This is a genomic window from Chryseobacterium sp. CS3K3.1 (assembly GCF_059515165.1).
This window is the reverse complement of record NZ_JCAKRV010000001.1, coordinates 253,912-275,974: the sequence shown is the minus strand read 5'-3', so window position 1 is coordinate 275,974 and position 22,063 is coordinate 253,912. Positions and strand designations below refer to the sequence as shown.

The 22,063-nt window shown below is 33.1% G+C and carries 18 protein-coding genes; 15 read left to right on the top strand and 3 right to left on the bottom strand.

Going from position 1 to position 22,063, the window contains the following annotated elements; all coding sequences use genetic code 11:
- Positions 1 to 11 precede the first annotated feature (11 nt).
- Genes AC5YGI_RS01185 through AC5YGI_RS01175 form a run of 3 tightly spaced genes read left to right on the top strand, consistent with a single transcriptional unit; the run spans position 12 to position 3,265 of the window.
- Positions 12 to 1,487, top strand: coding sequence for a putative phage abortive infection protein (locus AC5YGI_RS01185; RefSeq protein WP_330744916.1), 1,476 nt, complete (start codon positions 12 to 14; stop codon positions 1,485 to 1,487).
- A 17-nt stretch (positions 1,488 to 1,504) separates the two neighbouring features.
- Positions 1,505 to 2,356: an FRG domain-containing protein gene (locus tag AC5YGI_RS01180; protein WP_330744917.1), complete on the top strand. Its 852-nt coding sequence runs from the start codon at positions 1,505 to 1,507 to the stop codon at positions 2,354 to 2,356.
- Between the two features lie 21 nt (positions 2,357 to 2,377).
- Positions 2,378 to 3,265, top strand: coding sequence for an FRG domain-containing protein (locus tag AC5YGI_RS01175; protein ID WP_496167311.1), 888 nt, complete (start codon positions 2,378 to 2,380; stop codon positions 3,263 to 3,265).
- Between the two features lie 100 nt (positions 3,266 to 3,365).
- Here the strand turns inward: AC5YGI_RS01175 and AC5YGI_RS01170 are convergent, their stop codons facing one another.
- The gene (locus tag AC5YGI_RS01170) at positions 3,366 to 3,608 is read right to left on the bottom strand and encodes a helix-turn-helix domain-containing protein (protein WP_330744919.1); all 243 of its coding nucleotides are present in this window, start codon (positions 3,606 to 3,608) and stop codon (positions 3,366 to 3,368) included.
- Between the two features lie 169 nt (positions 3,609 to 3,777).
- On the opposite strand from AC5YGI_RS01170, the gene AC5YGI_RS01165 reads away from it, so the two are divergent.
- From AC5YGI_RS01165 to AC5YGI_RS01150, 4 genes are all read left to right on the top strand, one after another.
- Positions 3,778 to 4,140 carry a superinfection immunity protein gene (locus tag AC5YGI_RS01165; RefSeq protein WP_330744920.1) on the top strand — a complete coding sequence of 121 codons (363 nt, stop codon included), beginning with the start codon at positions 3,778 to 3,780 and terminating at the stop codon, positions 4,138 to 4,140.
- Between the two features lie 14 nt (positions 4,141 to 4,154).
- Entirely contained in the window at positions 4,155 to 4,313 is a 159-nt protein-coding gene (locus AC5YGI_RS01160) for a hypothetical protein (RefSeq protein ID WP_330744921.1), read from the top strand.
- Between the two features lie 7 nt (positions 4,314 to 4,320).
- Positions 4,321 to 4,500 carry a hypothetical protein gene (locus tag AC5YGI_RS01155; RefSeq protein WP_330744922.1) on the top strand — a complete coding sequence of 60 codons (180 nt, stop codon included), beginning with the start codon at positions 4,321 to 4,323 and terminating at the stop codon, positions 4,498 to 4,500.
- Positions 4,501 to 4,624: 124 nt separating this feature from the next.
- Positions 4,625 to 5,329, top strand: coding sequence for a hypothetical protein (locus AC5YGI_RS01150; protein ID WP_330744923.1), 705 nt, complete (start codon positions 4,625 to 4,627; stop codon positions 5,327 to 5,329).
- A 78-nt stretch (positions 5,330 to 5,407) separates the two neighbouring features.
- On the opposite strand, the gene AC5YGI_RS01145 is transcribed toward AC5YGI_RS01150, so the two are convergent.
- A complete protein-coding gene (locus AC5YGI_RS01145) occupies positions 5,408 to 5,563 on the bottom strand; it encodes an alpha-ketoglutarate-dependent dioxygenase AlkB (RefSeq protein WP_496167412.1) in 156 nt (51 codons plus the stop codon).
- A 237-nt stretch (positions 5,564 to 5,800) separates the two neighbouring features.
- Here AC5YGI_RS01145 and AC5YGI_RS01140 point away from each other — a divergent pair, with 237 nt between their 5' ends.
- Genes AC5YGI_RS01140 through AC5YGI_RS01125 form a run of 4 tightly spaced genes read left to right on the top strand, consistent with a single transcriptional unit; the run spans position 5,801 to position 15,483 of the window.
- Positions 5,801 to 7,420, top strand: a complete 1,620-nt coding sequence (locus tag AC5YGI_RS01140; protein ID WP_496167310.1) for a T9SS type A sorting domain-containing protein — start codon at positions 5,801 to 5,803, stop codon at positions 7,418 to 7,420.
- Between the two features lie 9 nt (positions 7,421 to 7,429).
- Positions 7,430 to 11,338 (top strand): DUF5977 domain-containing protein, encoded by a 3,909-nt coding sequence (locus AC5YGI_RS01135; RefSeq protein ID WP_330744925.1) that lies wholly within the window; start codon positions 7,430 to 7,432, stop codon positions 11,336 to 11,338.
- Positions 11,339 to 11,344: 6 nt separating this feature from the next.
- Complete coding sequence (locus tag AC5YGI_RS01130; protein WP_496167309.1) at positions 11,345 to 14,872, top strand: DUF6443 domain-containing protein; 3,528 nt, start codon at positions 11,345 to 11,347, stop codon at positions 14,870 to 14,872.
- Positions 14,873 to 14,874: 2 nt separating this feature from the next.
- Positions 14,875 to 15,483: a hypothetical protein gene (locus AC5YGI_RS01125; protein WP_123869400.1), complete on the top strand. Its 609-nt coding sequence runs from the start codon at positions 14,875 to 14,877 to the stop codon at positions 15,481 to 15,483.
- A gap of 49 nt (positions 15,484 to 15,532) precedes the next feature.
- Here the strand turns inward: AC5YGI_RS01125 and AC5YGI_RS01120 are convergent, their stop codons facing one another.
- Positions 15,533 to 16,300 (bottom strand): XRE family transcriptional regulator, encoded by a 768-nt coding sequence (locus AC5YGI_RS01120; protein WP_330744927.1) that lies wholly within the window; start codon positions 16,298 to 16,300, stop codon positions 15,533 to 15,535.
- A 91-nt stretch (positions 16,301 to 16,391) separates the two neighbouring features.
- Between AC5YGI_RS01120 and dinB the strand changes: the two genes are divergently transcribed.
- The 4 genes from dinB to AC5YGI_RS01100 all read left to right on the top strand — a co-directional run bounded on the left by dinB (position 16,392) and on the right by AC5YGI_RS01100 (position 22,063).
- On the top strand, positions 16,392 to 17,540 hold the full coding sequence (dinB, locus tag AC5YGI_RS01115) for a DNA polymerase IV (protein ID WP_330744928.1): 1,149 nt from the start codon (positions 16,392 to 16,394) through the stop codon (positions 17,538 to 17,540).
- A gap of 16 nt (positions 17,541 to 17,556) precedes the next feature.
- Complete coding sequence (locus AC5YGI_RS01110) at positions 17,557 to 20,613, top strand: DNA polymerase III subunit alpha (protein WP_330744929.1); 3,057 nt, start codon at positions 17,557 to 17,559, stop codon at positions 20,611 to 20,613.
- Positions 20,614 to 20,700: 87 nt separating this feature from the next.
- A complete protein-coding gene (locus AC5YGI_RS01105; RefSeq protein ID WP_330744930.1) occupies positions 20,701 to 20,976 on the top strand; it encodes a hypothetical protein in 276 nt (91 codons plus the stop codon).
- Between the two features lie 226 nt (positions 20,977 to 21,202).
- Complete coding sequence (locus tag AC5YGI_RS01100) at positions 21,203 to 22,063, top strand: complement C1q domain-containing protein (protein ID WP_330744931.1); 861 nt, start codon at positions 21,203 to 21,205, stop codon at positions 22,061 to 22,063.

Genomic DNA, 22,063 nt, shown 5'->3' with positions numbered 1-22,063 from the left:
TAAACTATACCATGAAATCAAAAATTATTTTAGGTGCTGCTATTTCATTAGGTTTGCTTTTCACGTTAATCTCTATTGTTTTTGCTGCTAGATATTTTTATGATAATCAATTATTTCCTATTTCTGAAAAATATAATACAAAAGAATTAAATGATCTCAACGTTGAGAATGACACCGTATTTATTAGGCAAATAGCCTCTCCTAAGACTATTGTTATTGATAGTACTTTGATCAATCCTTTGTCGCCAGGAATAGAAAATTTTTTTCAAAAGAAAGTTAGATTATCTAAAAAAATATTATCTAAGAAAGATTCGATTTCAAAAAATAATTCAGCGATATCAAAAGATGTTAATGCAGTTGATTATTATATTATTCAAAAAGATAAGGAATCTTTCCAGCTTGGAGATATTGGAGATTTTTTAGGTGGGTATTTTGGTGTACTATTGGGGTTCGCAGGAATTGCTTTTACTTTTATTGCATTTTATGTACAATATATAGCTAATATAGAAGTTCAAAAACAATTTCGATTACAGCAATTTGAAACTCAATTTCAAAAATTAATTGATATATATTTAAATAATAAAGATAAATTTGAAATAATAGGATATAAAAATCCAGATAATTTAGAGACAAATCTGAACATGAATAGTGGAACTAATTTATTAGACAAATTAAAGTTCATACTTATTGCTAAAAGAGGACAGAGTGGGATATCCTATTTCGCTCAGCCACATCAGGCGTTATTGACACAGACCAATAATAATCGAATATTTATTGATTATAATACTAAAGATCAAATAGTATTTCAAAAGATGTTAGTAGAATTAAAATGTGTTTACAGAGTATTCTTAGAAGCGTATAAGGAAAAGAAGGGAAAAAGAGAACAAGATCTTTCAGATTTAATAAAAAAAGAATTGTTTTCAATGGCTTACAAAACATTCTTTAAGGGCCTAAATAAATTTTCAAAAGAATACTTAGAAGATAACACTATAAGTACAATAGATGAAGGTGTTATTAAATACAGCTTTTCTATTTTAAAAGAGCTTAGAAGTATTTATAAATTAGATGGAACTAAAGCATACCAAAATTTTTATAAGGACAGTAGAGACCAATGGAAGACTCTCTGGTTAAAAGTTAATTATGAACCGTTTAAAGGCTATCTTCATTTTTTACCACAATATTACCGTAACCTTTATACAATGGTGAAATTTGTTGTAAATGATAATTCAGACTTAAAATTAAATGATGAAGATAAATTAAAATATTTACGAATTTTAAGATCTACTATGTCAGATTATGAACAAGCTATGCTTTTTTATAACTGGTATAGTGGAATTGGTGATGATTGGGAAAACAGCAATAACAAGTTTCTATCAAAGTATAAAATGATTCACAATATGAAAAAAATTACTCTAATAGATCCTCAAATTGACATTTTAACAATTTTAGGAATTTCATCAACAGCTAATTTCTTTGAGAATTATTAATTTATGATTATAAATATATGTACACAATTGTAACCAATTTAGCTGAGTATCAAAAGACTATTGAAAATTTACAAAATTCCGGGATGATATGGTTTAGGGGGCAAAGTAATGCCAGTTATGAAATAGTACCATCACTCTTTCGAGAAAAATTTGTAATTGGAGATGATCAAGGAATTGATAGACATAAGTACGGATTTAAAAAATCCGATGCTATTATGAAAAATGATATTAAAGCAATAGAAATCTTTAAAAATAAATTTGAAACACTATATCCTTCGAGAGTAATACGTGAAATAGATTGTTTGTACTTAATGCAACATTATGGAATAAAAACTAGATTGTTAGATTTTACAACAGATCCGATAATTGCTTTGTATTTTGCGCTTAATAAATTTAAGAAATGTGATAATGAAAACGATGAATACGTTGATATTGATGAAAAATATGGTTATTCAGAAAAAGGGAGCAGTATTTTTTGCATCGATCCCAATTTCTTAAATAAGGAAAGCTTTAATGATGGCGAAATTGTTAATTTAGAAAACTCAGAGTTTTCAGAAATTAAGGATATTTTTCATCCTGTAGCAATAGAAACAGATTTTGATGAGCCTAGAATTAAAGCCCAAAAAAGTAAATTTGTTTTTTTTGGAATTGATTACAAGCCATACGAAGCATATGACGTTTTAAAGAGTCACTATCATAAAATTATCGTTCCAAATTCTGCTAGAAAAGATATGTTTAATGAAATTAAGCAAAATGGATATAATCATTTCACTATATATCCGGATTTAAAAGGATTGGCTTTAGAGACAAATGATGAAATAGAATTTGATTATTCGAAAAGGGTAGAAAAAATAAAGAATAATAGATAATTACCATTTTTTAAATCGATAATGACATATTTACAGATTTCGGAAATTGTGAGAGATAATTTTTTATCAGGCTTAAAAGATTATAAAATTAAAAATCTTGATGATTTACAAAACTTACATGAAGAATTGATACAAATTAGAACTAATTTGCATTTTGATTACGGTTTTGATGTACATACTCATTATAGAGGAGAACAATTATTTGGCAGAGATATCATACCTGGAATTTTTCGTCCTCCTTTTTCAGCAGATGTTAATATGGAGAATGCTAGATTAATCGAAAAAAATGCAATAAATATTTTTAAAGAAAAGGTAATTGAAGAATATGGTAAAGATGTTATATTTAAGTATGAAGAGCATTCTGAACATTCTGAATCTTGGAATTTACTGTTTCAAGCTCAACATGCAGGTGTTAAAACTAATTTAATTGATTTATCTACATCAATTTTTAGTTCAGCTTTCTTTGCTACCGAACCTTCAGAAAAACATGATGATAAAGCTGGGCAACTTTGGTGCTTACTAGTACCCTCAGAATTTATATATGGTGAAAGTACAGAGTATGATAAACCATGCTATTCAAATTTAGATCCATTTAAGTTAGATGAGTCATTTGTTTGTAATGTTCCAACCTTTATTGATAACATTGATCAAAGAAAATATCAGTTTAGATTATTTCGTCAGCATGGTAGATTGTTTGTTTCATCAGATAGGGACATCAATATCCCATTAAATAAGAAAGAATTTTGGAAGAATATGATTGTGCCTATAAAGATATTGCCTCAAAATAAAAAAAAGATTTTTAGACAATTAAATGATAATGGTATCAATCATGGGAAATTAATCTTAGATGATGATGATAAGTCTCGTGAATTTATTACTAAAATTAATGATCAAATAAAAGATATATAAGCGAGTGAAATAATATGAAGCGTATTGGATAATTGTCAACTATTTCTATAAAATTAAAATTTAATTTACGTACAAAGAAAGTGGTTATACTTTATTTTTATTATTCTTCAAATCCTTCTGAAAAAAATTCTTCCAGAGTCATATCAAAAGCATATATTATTTTCGCCAATGTACTGAATCTTAAATCTTCTCCTTTTTCGTATCTTCCAAATTGAGCTCTAGATATATTGTGTTCATAAGCAAAATATTCATAGCTAGAATAACCTTTAGCTATTCTAAGTTTTCTTATTCTTTTCCCAAGCTTCTTCAGGATTTCTTCCTTTAAAAATTCTTTTTCCTCCATATAGCCTCAATTAGAGAATACAAAGCTTGGAAATAAGCGTCAGTTATGTTACCACTAAAAAGATGTATCTTATTAGTGGCTTTTTTTAAGAAAAGTTTTATATTTGACCTATTCTTTATTGTGAGGCTGCTGACATAAAGAGAAATAGATTAAAAATAAATTATAAATAATGTTGGTAATACTTTCTGCTATAAGCCATAGTGATGGAGAAGCTCTTTTTTTTAGAATAATTCTTTTCATTTATTTTGCTCCTACTATAATAGCTTTATTTAGATCTCCAATTATAAAGTTTAAATTCTTCAGTGTATTATTTATTAATCTTTTTTTTGGCTGGACTTTATATGGTTGGTGGCTGGCATTTGCAAAGGCTTTTTCAAGTAAGAATATTATTAATCTTAGGCGAAAGTCACAAGATCCTTTAATACTTGATAAGTACGATCAGCTTAGTAAATTAGATAATTTGCGTTCTAAAGGTATTATTAATGAAGAAGAATTTGAATCCGAAAAGAATAAAATTTTAAATCTGAAATAATTAATCTAAATGCAATGATGAAGGTTGTTCTGAAAATTAATGAAAAGGATTTAGATTCTATGTTAAAAGAGTTTTTTAAACTTGAGATTAAAGAAATTAAAATTAAAAGAATTGCTAAGAATAAAAATATGCGGAAGGTTCCTATCAGCACATATAATGAACCTGATAAATAAATTTTATATGAAAAAAGGAGAATTAAGAAAGCTGATTGATACAACAGAAAAAAGAGGTGTTGTTGTTTATAAAGGAAAAGATACTAGAAAGAAATTTGATGAGAGCGTTACTCAAAATAAATTAATTATATTCTCTAAATTAATAGGAGATAAAACAGAGGAAATTAAAAAGATTTTAACAACCTGATATTATTAAGTAATTTCAGTTGATCTAACTTTAAATAGTGATTTGCGAGAATCCGTAATTTTATGAATAGTTTAATTTGTTTATTTGTTACTTTGATTTATTCGAATAATATAATAAATAAAAAATGAAAAGATTTTTTGATGCACTTCTTGCAAATAGTATATTAACATTTTTAAAGGAATATTTCGCAATTATTATTTTTGTCCCTACTTTATTAGGTGGATTGGGGCAACTTTACCAATTAGTATCACTTTCTCCATCTCTTATAGAATACTTTTCTATTAGCCAGCTTCTAATTGATGGTATTTTAATACTTATCAGATCTCCATTATATCTTATAGGAATTCTTTCATATGGTTTTTATCTGGCTATTAAGAATGATAAACGACAACACATAAAATTTTGGATTACTTTATTTTTTGCTTTTATGGCCCTGGCACTAAATATTTATAGGGATTTCGTAGATGAAAATTATTATAAACTCTTCAAAAGCTTTATGCTACTTGGAATTAATATTTTTTTCATTTTTCTTTATAAAAACATGGGAAATGCAAAGACTAGTTTAAAGATTTTTGGACTTGTTATCACTGCTGTTTTATTCTCAATACTATTAAATATTTTAGATAGACAATTTGATTATAATTCTATAGAAAATATTTCTTTATTAACGGATAAAGTAAAAGCTCAGTATCCTAAAGCTGAATTTAGATATTATAATGATAAGTTTGTGATTTTTGAGAATACAACTAATCAAAGATATATCATTAAAGAGTTTGGAGATTTGTTTAAAGAAAATGATTTAAAGGATAGCTCCATTGAAACAAAATGATTAAACATTTTCAAGATACCTTAAAAAGCTTATTTCAATCGAAGTCGTAAAGTTAAATTAATCCGTTCTTTCATAGTACTATTGATTTAGAATTCTATGTTCCCAATACTCCTGAAGGTCACCTTTCATAATGAGTAATGAACCATTAATGAGTAGTAAGCTATATTTACTTGGATGATGACCTATTTTTCTGAAATCGAAATTCCTGGTTTGTTTAAGGCTTACTGATGCAATAATTGAGTGCTTACCATAGTTGATATCGACGTAAAGTATTTAATATTTTGCGTAGGGTTCTGTCGTTGTACTGTAGTAGATTTGTAGAATCAATGAAAGGCTATAGAATCACAGAAGATTTCCTAATGTTTGGAAATATTTTGTATTAAATCACGTATATACGACTTATATGAACTAAAAAAGTTAAATTTGTGCAAAATTTGAAAAGCTAATTACTAAACTCAAAACAACACGGGAATGAAAAAGATTTATCTCAGTGCATGTCTTATATGTACAGTTCTTGGGGTGTCTGCCCAAGAGGTTCTGTGGCAGAAAGATATCAGATCTTCTACCCAGGATTTTCTAAGTCAGGTTACCACTACCATCGATCAGCAGTATCTTATTACAGGAAGCTCCATACAGAGCGATAAACTTCAGCAGGGAAGCAAACAGAACAACGGTTACGATTTCCATCTGCTTAAGCTTAACCAGCAGGGAGAAGAAGTCTGGGAAAAATATTTCTCCGGGGACAATCACGATTATTTATCTTCTACAGTAAGCACCCAGGAGGGTGGATTTTTAATTTCCGGAACCAGCTATTCGGGGAAAGGTTTAGATAAAAAAGAGGAATCCAAAGGCGGATCAGATATCTGGCTCATCAGAATCAATGAATTCGGGGATGAGTTATGGCAGAAAACGTTGGGAACCTCTTCTGATGAAGAAGCCAAAGCAGTAATTCAAAGTACAGATTTAGGCTTTTTTGTCGCCGGAAATGTACAGAACTCTTCCAGTGGCTATGGTTCAAAAGATGTCTGGATCACTAGGATCAATAAGGATGGCAAGGAACTTTCCCAGCTGATTTTAGGCGGAAAAGGCCTTGATGAAGTGGAAAAGATGATTCCCACAAAAGACGGTGGCGCTTTATTAGGGATTTACTCAAGGAGCTCCGAGTCCCGAGGTTCGGGATCCGGGATTAGATATCCTGAAGCAAGATCTTCTGCTGCAGATACTGCTACCCGCAACCTGCTATCTGCAGTCTCAAAACAAAGCAGTAATTTCGGTGAAGGGGATTACTGGATCGTTAAGCTGGATAAAAACGGAAAAGTAGAATGGGAAAAGAACTTTGGCGGTAAAGGAGATGATCATATCAGAACATTGGCTTTAACATCAAATGGTTACATCATCGGTGGGGAATCGAGATCAGAAAGGTCTGGCAACAAAACCGTAGGAATTGAAGAAGGCACAGATCTTTGGATCATTGCTCTTAACGAAAGAGGGGATGAGCAGTGGCAGAAGTCCTACAATTTCAAAAATCGGGATATACTGATGGGAATGAATGTGATTCATTCTGCAGACAATCAATCTAAAGGAATTCTGTTAGGTGGTTACACCCAAGCCGAGGGAAGAATAGAAAAAGATGATGAAACCTTCTGGATGTTATATCTGGATTGCAACGGCAATGAGCAGTGGAGAAAGCATGTAGCAGGAGAATCTAGGCAAAAAGAAGAGCGGCTTTCGGACTTGAAACTAAATCGTGATGGTTCAATTGTTTTAGCAGGAACCAGTGCCAAAGAATTAGGGAAAGAGAACTGGAAGATTGTAAAGTTGGGTGACAAACAGGTGAATGATTTAATTGCAAAATACGATATCAAAGTCTATCCAAATCCAGTAACTGATTATGCCTATGTAGAAATCGGATTTGATTTCAAAGAAGCTGATATTATGCTGTATGATATGAGCGGAAGACAACTTCAAAACTTCGAAACCAAGAATAGAGTGACTAAAATTAATACGCAAGCTTTAGTACAGGGAGCTTATTTGGTGACGATAAAAACTGATAATAATAAAACAGCGAATGCAAAGCTGATAAAAAAATAAGGATAAATAATGAAAAAAATATTTTTAATATTTCTATTATATAGCTATGGTAGTATATATTCTCAAAAAAGTGTAATAGACTCAATGGCCAAAAGTGATATTCTTAGGTCTTTAGACAAAATATCATCTCTTGGTGGAACTACGAGTAAAAATTCTACTGATAATGATGGCTCTCAATATAATACACAAACTCCCAATACTAACAGAGATTTATTCCAATTTAATAAGATAGAACCATTTGGTTTAAATAAAGTTGTAGGTAAGGTTAATGTTAAAATTCCTTTGTATGAAATTGACTTTCAAGGGTTAAAGATTCCGATTGAACTTGTTTATAATTCTGGGGGAGTTAAAGCTGATCAATTTGCTACTGAGGTCGGATTAGGTTGGGCATTAAATACTGGAGGGGAAATCAATAAAAATATTGTGAAAATAAATGATGCAAAGTCAAATATACAATACTCTTTTGGTTTAAGTAAGTTATATGAATTTTGCTTAGGGTATCTTTCGTCTATTACCATGGATTTTAGTAACTCAATGCCATCCTATAATAAAGATTTACCTGATGTATATGATGTGAATTTTTTAGGATTAAACTCTTCGTTTTATATTGACCCTAACTTACAACCAGTACATATTAATCCCTTTAATGGGCAAAAAATATCACTTACTTATGAAAGATTTGATCCTAATTTTGTAAACAAATATGGATTTTATCGTGAATATTCTTCGGGGCACTTATGCCCATCTAATCCTGGGCTTACCAAAGTTCCAGTATATTTTTTAGGACATCATCAGAATTTGGGGTGTAATTCTATATTTTTAGCTTATAAGGATGTACAGAAAATTAATATCATTAAAGATCACTTTACTTATGACTTTAATGACTTCTCGGTACAAATACCATCAAGTGCCTCTGATTTAGGGCATCTAACAGATTCTGGTGCAAACTATACTTCTACACGTTCTAGTGAAGTAACTAGAAATGTTAATAAATATCACATCAGTTCTATTACAGATAATATAACGAAGAAAAAGGTGCTTTTTTCATACATGGTGCATAGTGGTATAAATGATTATATTAGGCAGGGAGCAACCTATAATGTACTAAGACTTGGTTATGATGGAGATTATCAGGCACCCAATTCAATACAGGATGCAGTAACCCAGGATTATGATGGCTTTATTAAAAAAAATATAACTCAAATTAAAACTGATAAAGAAATCATTGATTTTGAATATATTAATGGTAGAGACGATAGTAAATCTCTTGATATATTGTTAAGCAGCCCAACAAATTGGGTTGGTCACAATAAAGATCCTTATTTATCCAAAGTCTATATTAAGGATTATAAGGGTAATCTTAAATGGATGTACGTTTTTAATTATAGTTATTTTGATTCAAAATGTACAGATTATAATCTGACATATAATGTGGAACAATGTCGTAGATTGAAGTTAACATCAGTTTATAAATATTCTGATGTAGAAATGCAAAATATTGTTGATTATAATATATTTAGCTATTATGAGGATCGTGATCAGCCTAAAATAGGAACTTATCATGTGGATCCTTTTGGCTATAAGTCACCCTTAGATCCTGCTGCAACATCATATTTGTTATCAAATAACGAATGGGATCCTATAGATTGGCCGACCAAAGAATATGGAAAAAAATATGCTAATAAGCGGATGCCAAGAAAACCGAATATGTATAAGTATACAGAAACACAAGGAGGTTTTAGTTTAGATTATTATTCAACATTGATAATACCTGCTTTATCTCCAGTTTTAGTAAACTACGGTGGATATAATCAAGAACTTTCAACATTAGAGGATTCAAGAGCTTGGAGCCTAAAATCAATTCAGTATAGAACTCAAGGATTGCAAAACTTTAATTATGAATTAAATACATTTAATTGGAAAGGGCAGCAAATATCTGGAGCAGGTATAAGAATTGCTAGTATTGATTTAATTGATGATGGTAAAATTTATACTACCACATATCAATATTCTGGTGGGCAAATTGCTCACCTCCCAATAATAAGTAATGGAAAAACTGGTGTTGCCAATCCAGTCCTTTCACAAAATCTATATGGAAAAGAAACTACTTATAACGGAGGTACTGTTCAATATGAAAACGTAACAGAGAAACTCCCTAATGGTGGGAAAATAGTTGAAAAATATTCTTCAATAAGTGATAATCCTCAAAAAGTGACTGCTATAAATACAGTTACAAATGCAAACTTTGATCTTTATAATTATTATTTTCCTGTTGGATCAGAATCGTTTTTGTATATGTTAAAACATCCTCTCGTGGGGCAACTATTAGAAAGAAATGAATATAATGATTCAAATGATTTAATTAGAAAGACAGAATATAAATATACTTTAGAAAATAAGGACTTTCCTATAATGGATATGATTAGGTATGATGCGAACCAGCAATATATACAAGATAATAACATACCATATACTTTTGCTTTTGATTATACAGGACCTGGAGTTAATGTAAAGATTCCTGCTGCATTGTTCAACCTCGTTCCTGGGACTAGTACAGGCTCGTTTACCGTAGGAAAGGATAGCAGAATGTATCGTAATAACCTATTAGAGGTAAAGACAACTGACTTTTTTAATAGTCGAAGTCTCACTAAAAATAAGGTTTATAGTTATCTAGATGCTTATAATTTGTTAAAGAGTACTACAGATTACTTAGGCGCAGATACATATAAAAGTGAATTTTTATATAGTTTTGAACAAGGCGATCAATTTAACCAACAGATGTCTACTGATGATAATGTTAAAACAATGCCTGTTGGGAGTAAAGAGTTTAAAAATGGAAAATTTACTATTTCCAATATTGATAAATTTATTTACACGCCTAGTGGGAGTATTAATTTAACAGAAAAAATAAAAGGTTATCCACAGGATGATTCTGATAAGACTTACTTTACTCGCTATGATAATAAGGGAAACATTATTGAAGTAAAAAATTCTGTACAGACCCCAACAACTTTTATTTGGGGATATGGCCAAAACTCATTAATTGCAAAAATTGAGGGCGCGACTTATGCAGAGGTGATGCAAGCATTCTCTTTGGATCCAAATAATTCTAATTCTTATTTAGATTTGGATATTGTTAAGAAGTCAGATTTACATATCAATGACGGAACCGAAGGTGAATTAATTTCTAATTTAGAAATATTTAGAAAGAAGGCAGAATTTAAAAACTTTAAAATTTCTACCTATACTTATAATACTTTAATAGGAATAAAAACAGAATATAACGAGACAGGAGTTAAAACTGTTTATAAATATGATGCATATAATAAGTTGCAAAAAATTCTAGATCAGGAAGGAAACATTTTAAAGGAATATAATTACAATTTCGCTTCGAGAATATTTTACAGTAATACAAAAAGTGGAAGTTTCTTAAGAGCTAATTGTGGGCCAGGAACTCTACCGGAAGCAAGTCTCTATACTGTTCCTGCAGGGAAGTATACATCTACTTTAAGTCAAGCCGATGCTGACCAAAAGGCCCAAAATGATGTTAATGTTAATGGTCAAAACTATGTGAATAATAATGGAGTATGTAAACCTTATGTATGTACTATTACTCCTACACATCTTGCAGATATTTATTACTCTTCTTTCCAAGAAACTTCTTTCGGACATATAAAGGTTATTCTAAGTTTTCCCATAACTGGCTACAACGGATCTACACCCAATTGGTCTAATGGAGTGTTTATAGGAACATTAGATAGTTTATGTAGGCCAAATTCTTATAAAAATATAGATGTGTCCTCCAATGATGGTGGATGGAGTGTATCATTAGGCCCAGCTGGAGATGTTACAGTAAGATCTACAGGAGGAAACTCAGGCAGTTCAGCAACTTTATATTTTGAATATGATAAAAACTAGTAATAAATGAGAAAAACTATAATTTTAATTAAAATTTTTGCTTGTACTGGGGTAATATATGCTCAAAGTTCTCCAAGTACAGGAGAAAATTATATACAGAAAAAGGAGTATTTGGAGCCTGTTAGTGTGAGTAGTTCAACAGCTAAGCAAATTAATACAATAAAATATTTTAACAGATTAGGAGCACCTAAACAAACGATTAATGTGAAGGGATCTCCAAAGGGAAAAGATATAGTAAAACATATAGAATATGATAATTCTGGAAGACAAATCAAAAACTTTCTTCCAGTTCCTCAAAGCTCTACCCAGAATGGAGCTATTTATTCTAACCCATTAAGTAATGCTACTGATCCGGAAATTTATGGAAGTGAGAAAATATATTCTGAAAGAGTAATAGAAAACTCATCTTTAAATAGGATAAAAGAGGAAAAACCATTAGGAATTGGTTGGGATGGGAAATCAGTACAATTTGGTTATGATGTAAATATTTTTGAAGATTATGTAAGAAAATACGAAACAATTACAGAATGGGATGCAATAAATAAAGTTTTTAAGCCTTCGGTAAAGCTTCTTCAATATTTTGATGCAAATCAATTATATAAAAATACTGTAATTGATGAGGATGGAAATAAAAGTATTAAATTTAAAAATAGTAAAGAGCAAATAATATTAGTTAGAAAGATATTGAGCTCTACTGAAAATGCTGATACTTATTATGTTTATGATGATTATGATCGATTAGTATATGTAATTCCACCACTTGCCTCTGCACCAACTGTTGAGCCTAGTACGCTTGAAAAACTTTATTATGAGTATAAGTATGATAACAAAGGTAGACTGGTAGAAAAGAAAGTACCAGGTAAAGGATGGGAGTATATTATCTATGATAAGCAAAACAGAAAGGTACTAACTCAAGATCCAGCTTTACGAACATTAGAAAATAGCTTTAAAAAGAAAGGTTGGTTATTTAATAAGTATGATAAATTTGGAAGGATTGTCTATACAGGATTTTTTGCTAATACATCTACTAGAGTAGATTTGCAAACTGCCATAAATAACATGACAGCTAATCCTGGGAATAATGAAGAAAGAAGTACTGCTCCGTTTTCAATAAATGGGATGGATGTGTATTACACTAAAAATGCTTTTCCAACAGAGAGTATGACTATACTAAGTATAAACTATTATGACACTTATCAATCCTATAGTTTTAATCCTGTTTTTCCATCTAGCATATTGGGTGCAAATACACTAACAGATAATTCTATTGGTAATATTTTAAGTACTAAGAATTTACCAGTAATGAGTTTTGTTAAAAATATTGAAGATGATAGCTGGACAAAGAATTATACTTATTATGACAATAAGGCCAGAATAATTGGTACACATTCTATTAATCATCTGGGCGGTTATACTAAAACAGAATCTAGGCTGGATTTTGTAGGAGTAGTCCAAACTGTAATCACTAAGCATAAAAGGCTGGAAACAGATCAGGAAAGGGTAATCACAGAAAATTTTGAATATGATAACCAAAACAGACTGCTCGTACATAAACACCAGGTAGACGCCAACCCTGTTGAAATCCTTACCCAGAACAAGTATAATGAACTTACCCAGCTTGAATCTAAAAAAATAGGTGGAACGGATATTATTAATCCTTTACAAACAGTAGATTACAGATATAATATCAGAGGGTGGTTGACTAAAATCAATGATCCTTCTAATCTGAATGGAAAATTATTTGGATATGAAATAAAGTACAATAATCCATTAAACTCCACAAATTCACCTGGCAGATTTAATGGAAATATTGCAGAGATAGACTGGAGAAATTCTTCAGAAGATATTTTGAAAAGATATAATTATCAGTATGATTCCCTGAATCGTTTAAAAAATGGCTTCTACTCAGAACCTAATGCCACTAATCCTGCTAATGGTAATTTTGATGAATACCTTACTTATGACCTGAACGGAAATATCAATACCTTGAAAAGAAATGCGATTCCTGTATCGGGAGGAACCTCTACTTTGGTAGATAACCTGGAGTATAAATACACAGGAAACCGTTTGAATCAAGTTATAGAATCTGCCATGAATGATGCAGGGTATGAAGGCGGGAATAATATGATTGATTATGATGCAAATGGAAATATGACCACTATGAATGATAAGGGGATCTATTCTATTGTTTATAATTATTTAAATTTACCCAACTCCTATTCAATTCAGGATAACAAGTTTGGGCTTCCTATGTATATAGGTCTGAGCTATCTTTACCGTGCAGACGGAACTAAGCTTAGAAAAATCTATTCAAGCAGACCTGTAAGAGGTTCAACCAGTTACACTACAACTGATTATTTAGATGGGTTTCAGTATACTTATAGAGAAGGTGACGGAATATGTATAACCTGTCGTACAGAGTCTGCTTTTGAACAACAGGCTTATGGAAGTATCAGTAAAGTTTTTCCTGATCTGGAACTCCCCCCAAGATGGATACTGGATTTTGTACCTACAGCGGAAGGTTTTTACAGTTTCACAGAAAACCGTTATATTTACCAGTATAAAGATCATTTAGACAATGCCAGGGTAAGTTTTGCCAAAAACAGTGCAGGAGTTCTTGAAGTAACAGATACAAACGACTATTATCCATTTGGGTTAAACCACATCTCAGGAATGTTTAGTCTTTCTAATTTTGGAGGATTGTATAGTTACAAATACAATGGTAAGGAATTGCAGGAGACTGGAATGTATGATTATGGCGCAAGATTCTATATGCCGGATTTGGGAAGATGGAGTGTAATTGATCCAAGGAGTCAATATACTCATGAAGCATATAGTTACGTTTGGAATAACCCAATAAAGTTTGCTGATCCAACAGGTATGCAAGGTGAATTGATTGGAAAGTGCCCGCCTGAATGTCCAGAGGGAGTTAGTGCAATTAATGTACTTCCAAGTGGAGAGAGTGAAACTCAGATTCAGGAAATAACCTTTACAGGTCAAGCAGGAAACAAGAATTCTGGACCTGGTAGTTTAGCAATGATGGCCCTATATGTCTCACAAGTTGATTCTCCGGCACCTGGACCCGCAGATATAGTAGCAGCTGTAATGTTGGCAACAGCGGGGGTTTGGTGGACATACAATCATCTTAGTACACCAACTACAGGATATACTACCATTGCAGATCCTGGTGCTGGTTATGGTAGCATGAAAACAGAAGATGCAGCTGAAGAAGATGTGAATGGAACAGATGTTCCTCAAGAAGATGGAGAAAATTCGCTTTATGAATCAAAGACTGGTAAAAGAGCTGTTAACAACAGGGAAACGAATATCTCTCAGGGAGAGTTTGAAAAGAATTTAGAAGAATCCGGATTTGAAAAAACAACTTCTTCAGATGGAGAGAGAACTACTTATTCGAAAGACGGAAAATCTTATACGGTGAGACGGAATAGTAAAGAAGGAAGCCCAACAGCAGATTTTAGAAAAAGTCCTGATGGAAAAGGAAAAACAGACATTAAAATAAGATTAAAACCATAACAATGATTGATTTTGTAAAAAATAAACAAGAATTTGAAGATTATAGAAGTAGGTTTCTACGATTATTCAATTCTGATAAAGAGATAGAGAATAATATATTTAATAATGAATTAAAATATTATTTAGCTTTTGATTTTGATTATATTTTTGATAATTCGTTTTTTGATACTTTGGTTATGTTTTTAATAAGTATAAAATCTGAAAAGATAATATTTTATACTATCAATCCTTCACCAGAAAATTATTTCCTATCATTCAATAAGTATAATGTTTTTAGCTTTAGTACTTCAACCGATTTTAACGAATTTGAAGATATTCTTTATAAGGAACCGGATAATAATGTAATAGACTCCATAGGTTACAGTTCAAATGATATTGCTTTGTTCTCAAGTAATTCTGATGAATGGGCTATAGCAGGGTCAAGAGATTTGGAAGTAGCTATTATTGGGTTTAAAACTCAAGATATGAAGGAATATTTTTCGAGTTTCTTTACAAGTTTTAATCCATGTCTTCCTATAAAAGAGTATATAAAAGATTTGGATGATAGTATCGGATTTAATGAAAATCAGTGGACATACTATAACAGGATAATAGACAGTTATACTGAGTAATGACGTAAATAATCAGTAGTTTTAAAAGTCTAACCAGCTAAAAGGCAGGTTAGACTTTTTTATGAGATTGTTTGTTGGCGTTAAATGCTACATTTTCTAATCTCTGAATATCTTTTCGTAATTCCAGAAACATGTCTTTTACGTTATGGTCTCTGCTGTCAGGTTCAAAATCCTCTGGAAATATACTCGAAGCGTATTGCCATATCTCCACAATATCTTCTAATGGAATATCATAAGGCTGGTAAAATGGATTATCAGCAACTACGGTAATTGATTTTTTCTTTCCGGCATCGAATCTCTTGTAAGAAATCCCATCATTGAGGGTAACAAATATGTAGCTTTTGCCAGGTTTCAGATCTTCGATATTTTCCACATACTTTCCGATAATGTAAGATCCATCTTTAAAAGGAGGCATTGAATCTCCTTGCGCTGGAAAAGCTCGGTATTTTCCATTGGTTAAAAAAGGAAATGTGATCCTTTGCAGCCCTTCAATATATTCCGGGTCACTGTAGCCGGATAAATAACCCATTGATGCTTTTTGCGGAACTATCTCGATACTGTTGTTTCCTAATTGGTCTACAACAACAGGTAAGACTATTCTATTATCAGGAAGTTTCAGGATATCTTCCAATGGATATTTTCGGATATCAACAGTAAGAAGTAAATCAATGCTTATATTGAAGTACTTCGAAATCTTTATTAAAACTTCGTAAGGAGCTTCCGAACGGCCACTTTCATATTTGGAGTAGCGATCTCTGCTGATGATCAGAATATCATTGGCAAAAGCCTGTTGGGATAATCCTCGCTTAACTCTCAAAAACCTTATGTTATCTGCAAAAGTTGACATTGGGACAAATTGTACCAGCAAATATAATAATTTTGGGACAAATAGTCTCTAATTTTGTAACGTGAATCGTGCAATTGTACATATGGACCTTGATACATTTTTCGTATCCTGCGAGAGGCGTAATAACTCGCAGCTTCAGGGTATTCCTCTCATCATAGGGGGTGGAGATCGTGGAGTGGTAGCCTCGTGTTCCTATGAAGCAAGAAAGTTTGGGGTTCGTTCAGCAATGCCAATTCGTATGGCGATGAGACTTTGTCCTGATGCAAAAGTTATCAAAGGCGATCATGAAATGTATTCCAATTTATCACATACTGTAACCGAAATTATTCAGGAGAAAGTTCCACTGATGGAGAAAGCAAGTATCGATGAATTTTATCTGGATTTATCAGGAATGGATAAGTTTTTTGGCTGCTACCAATGGACCAAAGAAATTGCTGAGGCGATTACCAAAGAAACAGGCCTTCCGATAAGTTTTGCTCTGTCAACTAATAAGACCGTTTCAAAAATCGGAACCGGAGAAGCCAAACCTGTTGGAAGGTTGGAAATCAGAGAAATGGAAGTGAAACCATTTTTAAACCCTTTATCCATTAAAAAAATTCCAATGGTGGGTGACAAGACCTTTCAGTTATTATCAAGGATAGGAATCCGGACGATTCATACCTTATCTGAAATGCCAGTACTGGTTCTGCAGCAGATGATTGGCGTTAACGGAAAGGAACTCTGGAAAAAGGCCAACGGAATTGATGAAAACCCTGTTGTTCCTTATTCTGAAAGAAAATCTATCTCAACTGAAAGAACTTTTACCAATGATACCATGGATATTATCGAGTTAAAACGGATGATATCGGGAATGGCAGAGCAGCTGGCCTATCAGTTGAGACAGGAAAAATGGCTGACATCTATAGTGGTGGTAAAAATAAGATATTCCAATTTCGATACCGAGACCAGGCAGTGTAAAGTGTCTTATACCTCTGCTGATCATACTTTATCCAGGGTAGCATTAGACCTTTTTAATAAAGCCTATACAAGGAGAATGAGGCTTCGTTTGGTAGGGCTGAGATTTACAGGATTAGTACACGGAAACCATCAGATGAATCTATTTGAAGACACCGAGGAACAAATGAGTTTATATCAGACAATGGATGATATCAAAAACCGCTTCGGGTCTGATGCGGTAGGGCGCGCCTCCGGTTTTGACTTCGGGAAATAATTTTAAATCTTTTAACATGTTTATTAATTGTCATTCTTTCCACAGCCTTCGTTATGGAACATTATCCATACAGGAATTAGTAACACAAGCCAAAGCTTTAGGGATCAAAGAGCTGGTGCTTACTGATATCAATACCGTGACGGGAATTTATGATTTTAAAAAAACATGTGAAGAGCTGGGAATAAAACCTATTCCCGGTGTTGAGGTCAGAAACGGGGGGAAACTTCTTTATGTAGGCATAGCCAGAAAATTCTCAGGAATTGGTGAGATCAACAAAATGATTACAGATCATAATTGTAATGGTAAAGAACTGACTGAAGCTGCTCCTGAATTCAAAGATGTATTTATTGTTTATCCCATGAGTAATATTCCTCGGGAATTGAAAGACAATGAATTTATAGGAGTAAGAATAGAAGAATTAAATTTTCTGATACGTCCCGAATATGAAAAACACATCGCTAAAATGGTTGTTTTTCATCCTGTTACCTTTAGTTCTGATGAAGAATACGAATTGCATAAAATTCTGCGGGCTATTGACAACAATACACTACTGTCTAAGCTGACCAAAAGAGAAGTGTGCCGCAGATCTGAGTATTTTATTTCCAAACAGGAGATGATAAAGGCATTTGAAAGATATCCCCGGATTATTGAAAATACGAAAAGCCTCCTCGAACAATGTAACTTTGAATTTGATTTTGGAAAAGTAAAGAATAAGCAACACTATAAAAAATCCAAAGAATCTGATGTAAAACTTCTCAGAAGATTAGCCTATTTAGGATTGAAAAAACGGTACGGAAAAGATCATGAGACGGCAAAAGAAAGAGTTGAAAAAGAGCTGAAAGTTATTGATGAACTGAATTTCTGCGCTCATTTTCTGATCACCTGGGATATTATCCGCTACAGCAACAGTATGGGATTTATGCATGTTGGCAGGGGAAGCGGAGCGAATTCCATTGTAAGCTACTGCCTGGGAATTACAGACATTTGCCCTCTGGAGCTTGACCTTTATTTTGAAAGATTCCTCAATCTTAACCGCCAGGTACCACCCGATTTCGATATCGACTGGAGCTGGCAGAACAGAGATGCTATATTGGAGTATATCTTCAACAGGTATGGAAAAGACCATGTCGCCTTTTGCGGAACTAATGTTGAATTCAAATACAAATCAATTTTCAGGGAAGTAGGAAAGGTATTTGGTCTGCCCAAGGAAGAGTTGGATGATCTGGCAGGTAAATCAATGGAAGTTCATGACCGGAATTCAGTAGTGGAACAGGTGCAGAAATATGGTAAGTTATTGGAAAAGTTTCCTAACCAAAGAAGTATGCATGCCTGTGGAATCCTTATTTCGGAAGAGCCCATTACCCACTACACAGCATTAGAAATGCCCCCCAAAGGTTTTCCGATTGCCCAGTTTGATATGAACGTGGCAGAAGATATAAAAATGGAAAAACTGGATATTCTCTCACAACGTGGGCTGGGTACTATTAAAGACACGGTAGACCTTGTAAAAAAAACAAGAGGAATTGATATTAATATCTGGGATACAACGATTTCCAAAGATGAACAGAAAGCTAACGAATATTTGGCAATAGGAAGAACTATCGGATGCTTCTATATTGAATCTCCGGCCATGAGAGGACTCTTAAGAAGATTAAAATGTGATAATTACAGAATATTGGTTGCCGCTTCCTCTATTATCAGACCTGGAGTAGCACAAAGCGGTATGATGCGGGAGTATATATTCAGACATAATCATCCTGAGCAGTTTGAATATTTTCATCCCATATTTGAAGAGCACTTAAAGGAAACTTATGGCATTATGGTCTATCAGGAAGATGTGCTGAAGATTGCCCAGTATTTTGGAGGGCTGTCTCTTGCAGACGGTGATATTTTACGTAGGGCAATGAGCGGAAAAGGAAGATCAATCAAAAAGCTTCAGGAGGTAAAAGCGAATTTCTTTGCATCATGTAAAACGAAAGGTCATTCGGAGCTAATGACAGCTGAAGCTTACAGACAGATTGAGTCTTTTGCAGGATATTCTTTCTGCAAAGCTCACTCCGCTTCTTATGCCGTGGAAAGTTACCAAAGTCTTTATCTGAAAGTATATTATCCGTTGGAGTTTATGGTTTCTGTGATTAACAATCAAGGTGGATTTTACCGCACCGAAGTCTATATCCATGAAGCAAAAATGTCAGGTGGAAATGTTCAGGTTCCTTGTGTGAATACCAGTGAATATAAGGCAACGCTTAAAGGAACAGATATTTACCTGGGGCTGATGCTTTTGGAAGGGCTCGAAACAAGAGTCGCACATGGTATTATTGAAGAACGCGAAAAAAACGGAGTATACAAATCGCTGGAAGATTTTATCAGACGAATTCCCATTGGTATTGAAACAATACAGATTCTTATTTTTATTGGCGCGTTCAGATTCACAGGTAAACCTAAAAATGAACTGTTGGTGGAAGCCCGATTACTATTGGTCAATTTTAAACCGGAACAGAGAGGGCTTATGCTGATTGAAGAACCTGTGCAGGAATTTAAACTTCCGCAATTAAAAAGGGAACAGTTTGAAGATGCTTTCGATGAAATCGAACTGATTGGTTTTCCGGTTTCATGCAGCCCTTTTGATTTACTGCAGACCCAATACAGAGGTTCTGTTTTTGTTAAAGATCTGCTGCAATATCATAAAAAACAGGTAAAGATACTCGCCTATCTTATTTCAAGGAAACATGTTCCAACCAAAAAAGGAACGATGTATTTCGGAACCTGGATTGATGCAAATGGAGATTACTTTGATACTGCCCATTTTCCGGATAGCCTGAAAAATTATGACTTTCAGGGTGGCGGCTGCTATTTATTACTGGGAACAGTAGAAGTAGATTTTCATTTTCCAACTGTAACGATTCATAAGATGGCCAAAATGCCAATGATCCCAGACCCCAGATACGCTTATGATAAAGAAAAACAATATGATATCCACAGACAGATTAAGGAAGATGTGAGTATGACTTTTCGAAAACCTTATCCACAGGCACATGAGATTGGGCTGCCAAGACATAGAATAGTTAAATAGTATCTCTTATATTAACTTTAAATTTTCATTGACATTATTTTTAATTCAAAAATTCTGTTTATTTTTCCCTTTATTATTTCTTATTGAATGGAAAATAAAATACCTGAAATCAATAATTTAGTATATAAACTTGAACTGGAAGACTTTTCCGGATATGAATTTGTAGATTACTGGGACGCAGATACTACAGCTTTAGGACTGAAGAAGGGAAATGTTCTCATTTATATTTCAGCATACGACTATTTTAAGACCAATGGCTATGATGTCATTATTGAGGAATCTGAAACAGGAACAATATTGAGATCGGAATATGAGAGATCGTATAATGAACTTATTAATGACATCCAATCTTTTCTGAAATAATCTTTTTCATCCAAAAGCATAAATTCTTTAAAAATTTCTTACGAAATAGGGTTCAGTTTTATCGTAAAATAATAAAATTCCGTATTTTGATAATGTAAAATAATATCCTATTTTGCTTATTATCAATATTTTAAGTGTTTGTGTCTTAAGCGGGGCTATTGTGTGGGATGTGCTTTTACATTTATCTTTGACCAAGAAATGTACTCGTTTTAAAACCACAAATTAAATGAAAAATCTAAGTATTTTGATGAAGGGAATTCTGGTTCCCTTATGCTTTACCATAAGCTATTCAAAAGCTCAAGTAGGTATTAATACTTCAGGCCCTCAAACTATTTTCCATGTGGATGGGGCAAAAGATAATCCCTCATCCGGAGCTCCGTCCTCTACCCAAATTTCCAATGATGTTGCCATCACTTCTGCCGGAGAAATCGGAATCGGAACTTTAACACCGGCCACCAGAATCGATACGCGCTCAGCCACCAATACTGATAATGCAATCGGAATAGGAGAAACCAGTCAGACAGCATCAGCTGCAGGCGGAGGTGCTGTACGGTATAATCCGCTGAATGGTGGAAAGATGCAGTATTCGGATGGTATTGTATGGCAGGATCTTATTTCTTCCCCAACAAAGGCAGTAGTGGTAGCCAACCTTCAGGCTGCGAACTTTGCCGTTAAAATTCCCTATCAGGCTGCTACAGGTATTACAGGCTGGACAGAGGTTTCCGACCCGACAGGAAACTTTACTCCCGGAACAGGTATTTTTACAGCGCCAAGAACAGGAGTATATCTTGTTTCTTTTACGTATGACTTTGTAAGAATTCCTATTGTTTCAGGCTATTTTTCAGAAGCAAGATATGTTGTAAACGGAAGCACTACGGTAAAAAAATGCGTAAAATCTTACTCCAATATCTCAAAACAGGCACAGGTGGCAGGATCTTGCGTTGCAGGCGTTCAGCTCAATAAAGGAGACACGCTTCAGCCGTATATCTATCAGTCTGTTTATAATGGCAACCTGAGTCTGAGAACCGATACTTCTTCTGCAAGCAATGAATATGGCTTTGTAAATCTTTCTATTCTGGAACAATAA

Excerpts from the sequence above, each read along its gene's own strand:
- AC5YGI_RS01180 (WP_330744917.1), top strand. The coding sequence starts at position 1,505 with ATGTACACAATTGTAACCAATTTAGCTGAGTATCAAAAGACTATTGAA.
- AC5YGI_RS01105 (WP_330744930.1), top strand. The coding sequence starts at position 20,701 with ATGGAAAATAAAATACCTGAAATCAATAATTTAGTATATAAACTTGAA.
- AC5YGI_RS01175 (WP_496167311.1), top strand. The coding sequence starts at position 2,378 with ATGACATATTTACAGATTTCGGAAATTGTGAGAGATAATTTTTTATCA.
- AC5YGI_RS01125 (WP_123869400.1), top strand. The coding sequence starts at position 14,875 with ATGATTGATTTTGTAAAAAATAAACAAGAATTTGAAGATTATAGAAGT.
- AC5YGI_RS01140 (WP_496167310.1), top strand. The coding sequence starts at position 5,801 with ATGAAAAAGATTTATCTCAGTGCATGTCTTATATGTACAGTTCTTGGG.
- AC5YGI_RS01155 (WP_330744922.1), top strand. The coding sequence starts at position 4,321 with ATGAAAAAAGGAGAATTAAGAAAGCTGATTGATACAACAGAAAAAAGA.
- AC5YGI_RS01170 (WP_330744919.1), bottom strand. The coding sequence starts at position 3,608 with ATGGAGGAAAAAGAATTTTTAAAGGAAGAAATCCTGAAGAAGCTTGGG.
- AC5YGI_RS01165 (WP_330744920.1), top strand. The coding sequence starts at position 3,778 with ATGTTGGTAATACTTTCTGCTATAAGCCATAGTGATGGAGAAGCTCTT.
- AC5YGI_RS01135 (WP_330744925.1), top strand. The coding sequence starts at position 7,430 with ATGAAAAAAATATTTTTAATATTTCTATTATATAGCTATGGTAGTATA.
- AC5YGI_RS01130 (WP_496167309.1), top strand. The coding sequence starts at position 11,345 with ATGAGAAAAACTATAATTTTAATTAAAATTTTTGCTTGTACTGGGGTA.
- AC5YGI_RS01110 (WP_330744929.1), top strand. The coding sequence starts at position 17,557 with ATGTTTATTAATTGTCATTCTTTCCACAGCCTTCGTTATGGAACATTA.
- AC5YGI_RS01185 (WP_330744916.1), top strand. The coding sequence starts at position 12 with ATGAAATCAAAAATTATTTTAGGTGCTGCTATTTCATTAGGTTTGCTT.
- AC5YGI_RS01100 (WP_330744931.1), top strand. The coding sequence starts at position 21,203 with ATGAAAAATCTAAGTATTTTGATGAAGGGAATTCTGGTTCCCTTATGC.
- AC5YGI_RS01160 (WP_330744921.1), top strand. The coding sequence starts at position 4,155 with ATGATGAAGGTTGTTCTGAAAATTAATGAAAAGGATTTAGATTCTATG.
- AC5YGI_RS01150 (WP_330744923.1), top strand. The coding sequence starts at position 4,625 with ATGAAAAGATTTTTTGATGCACTTCTTGCAAATAGTATATTAACATTT.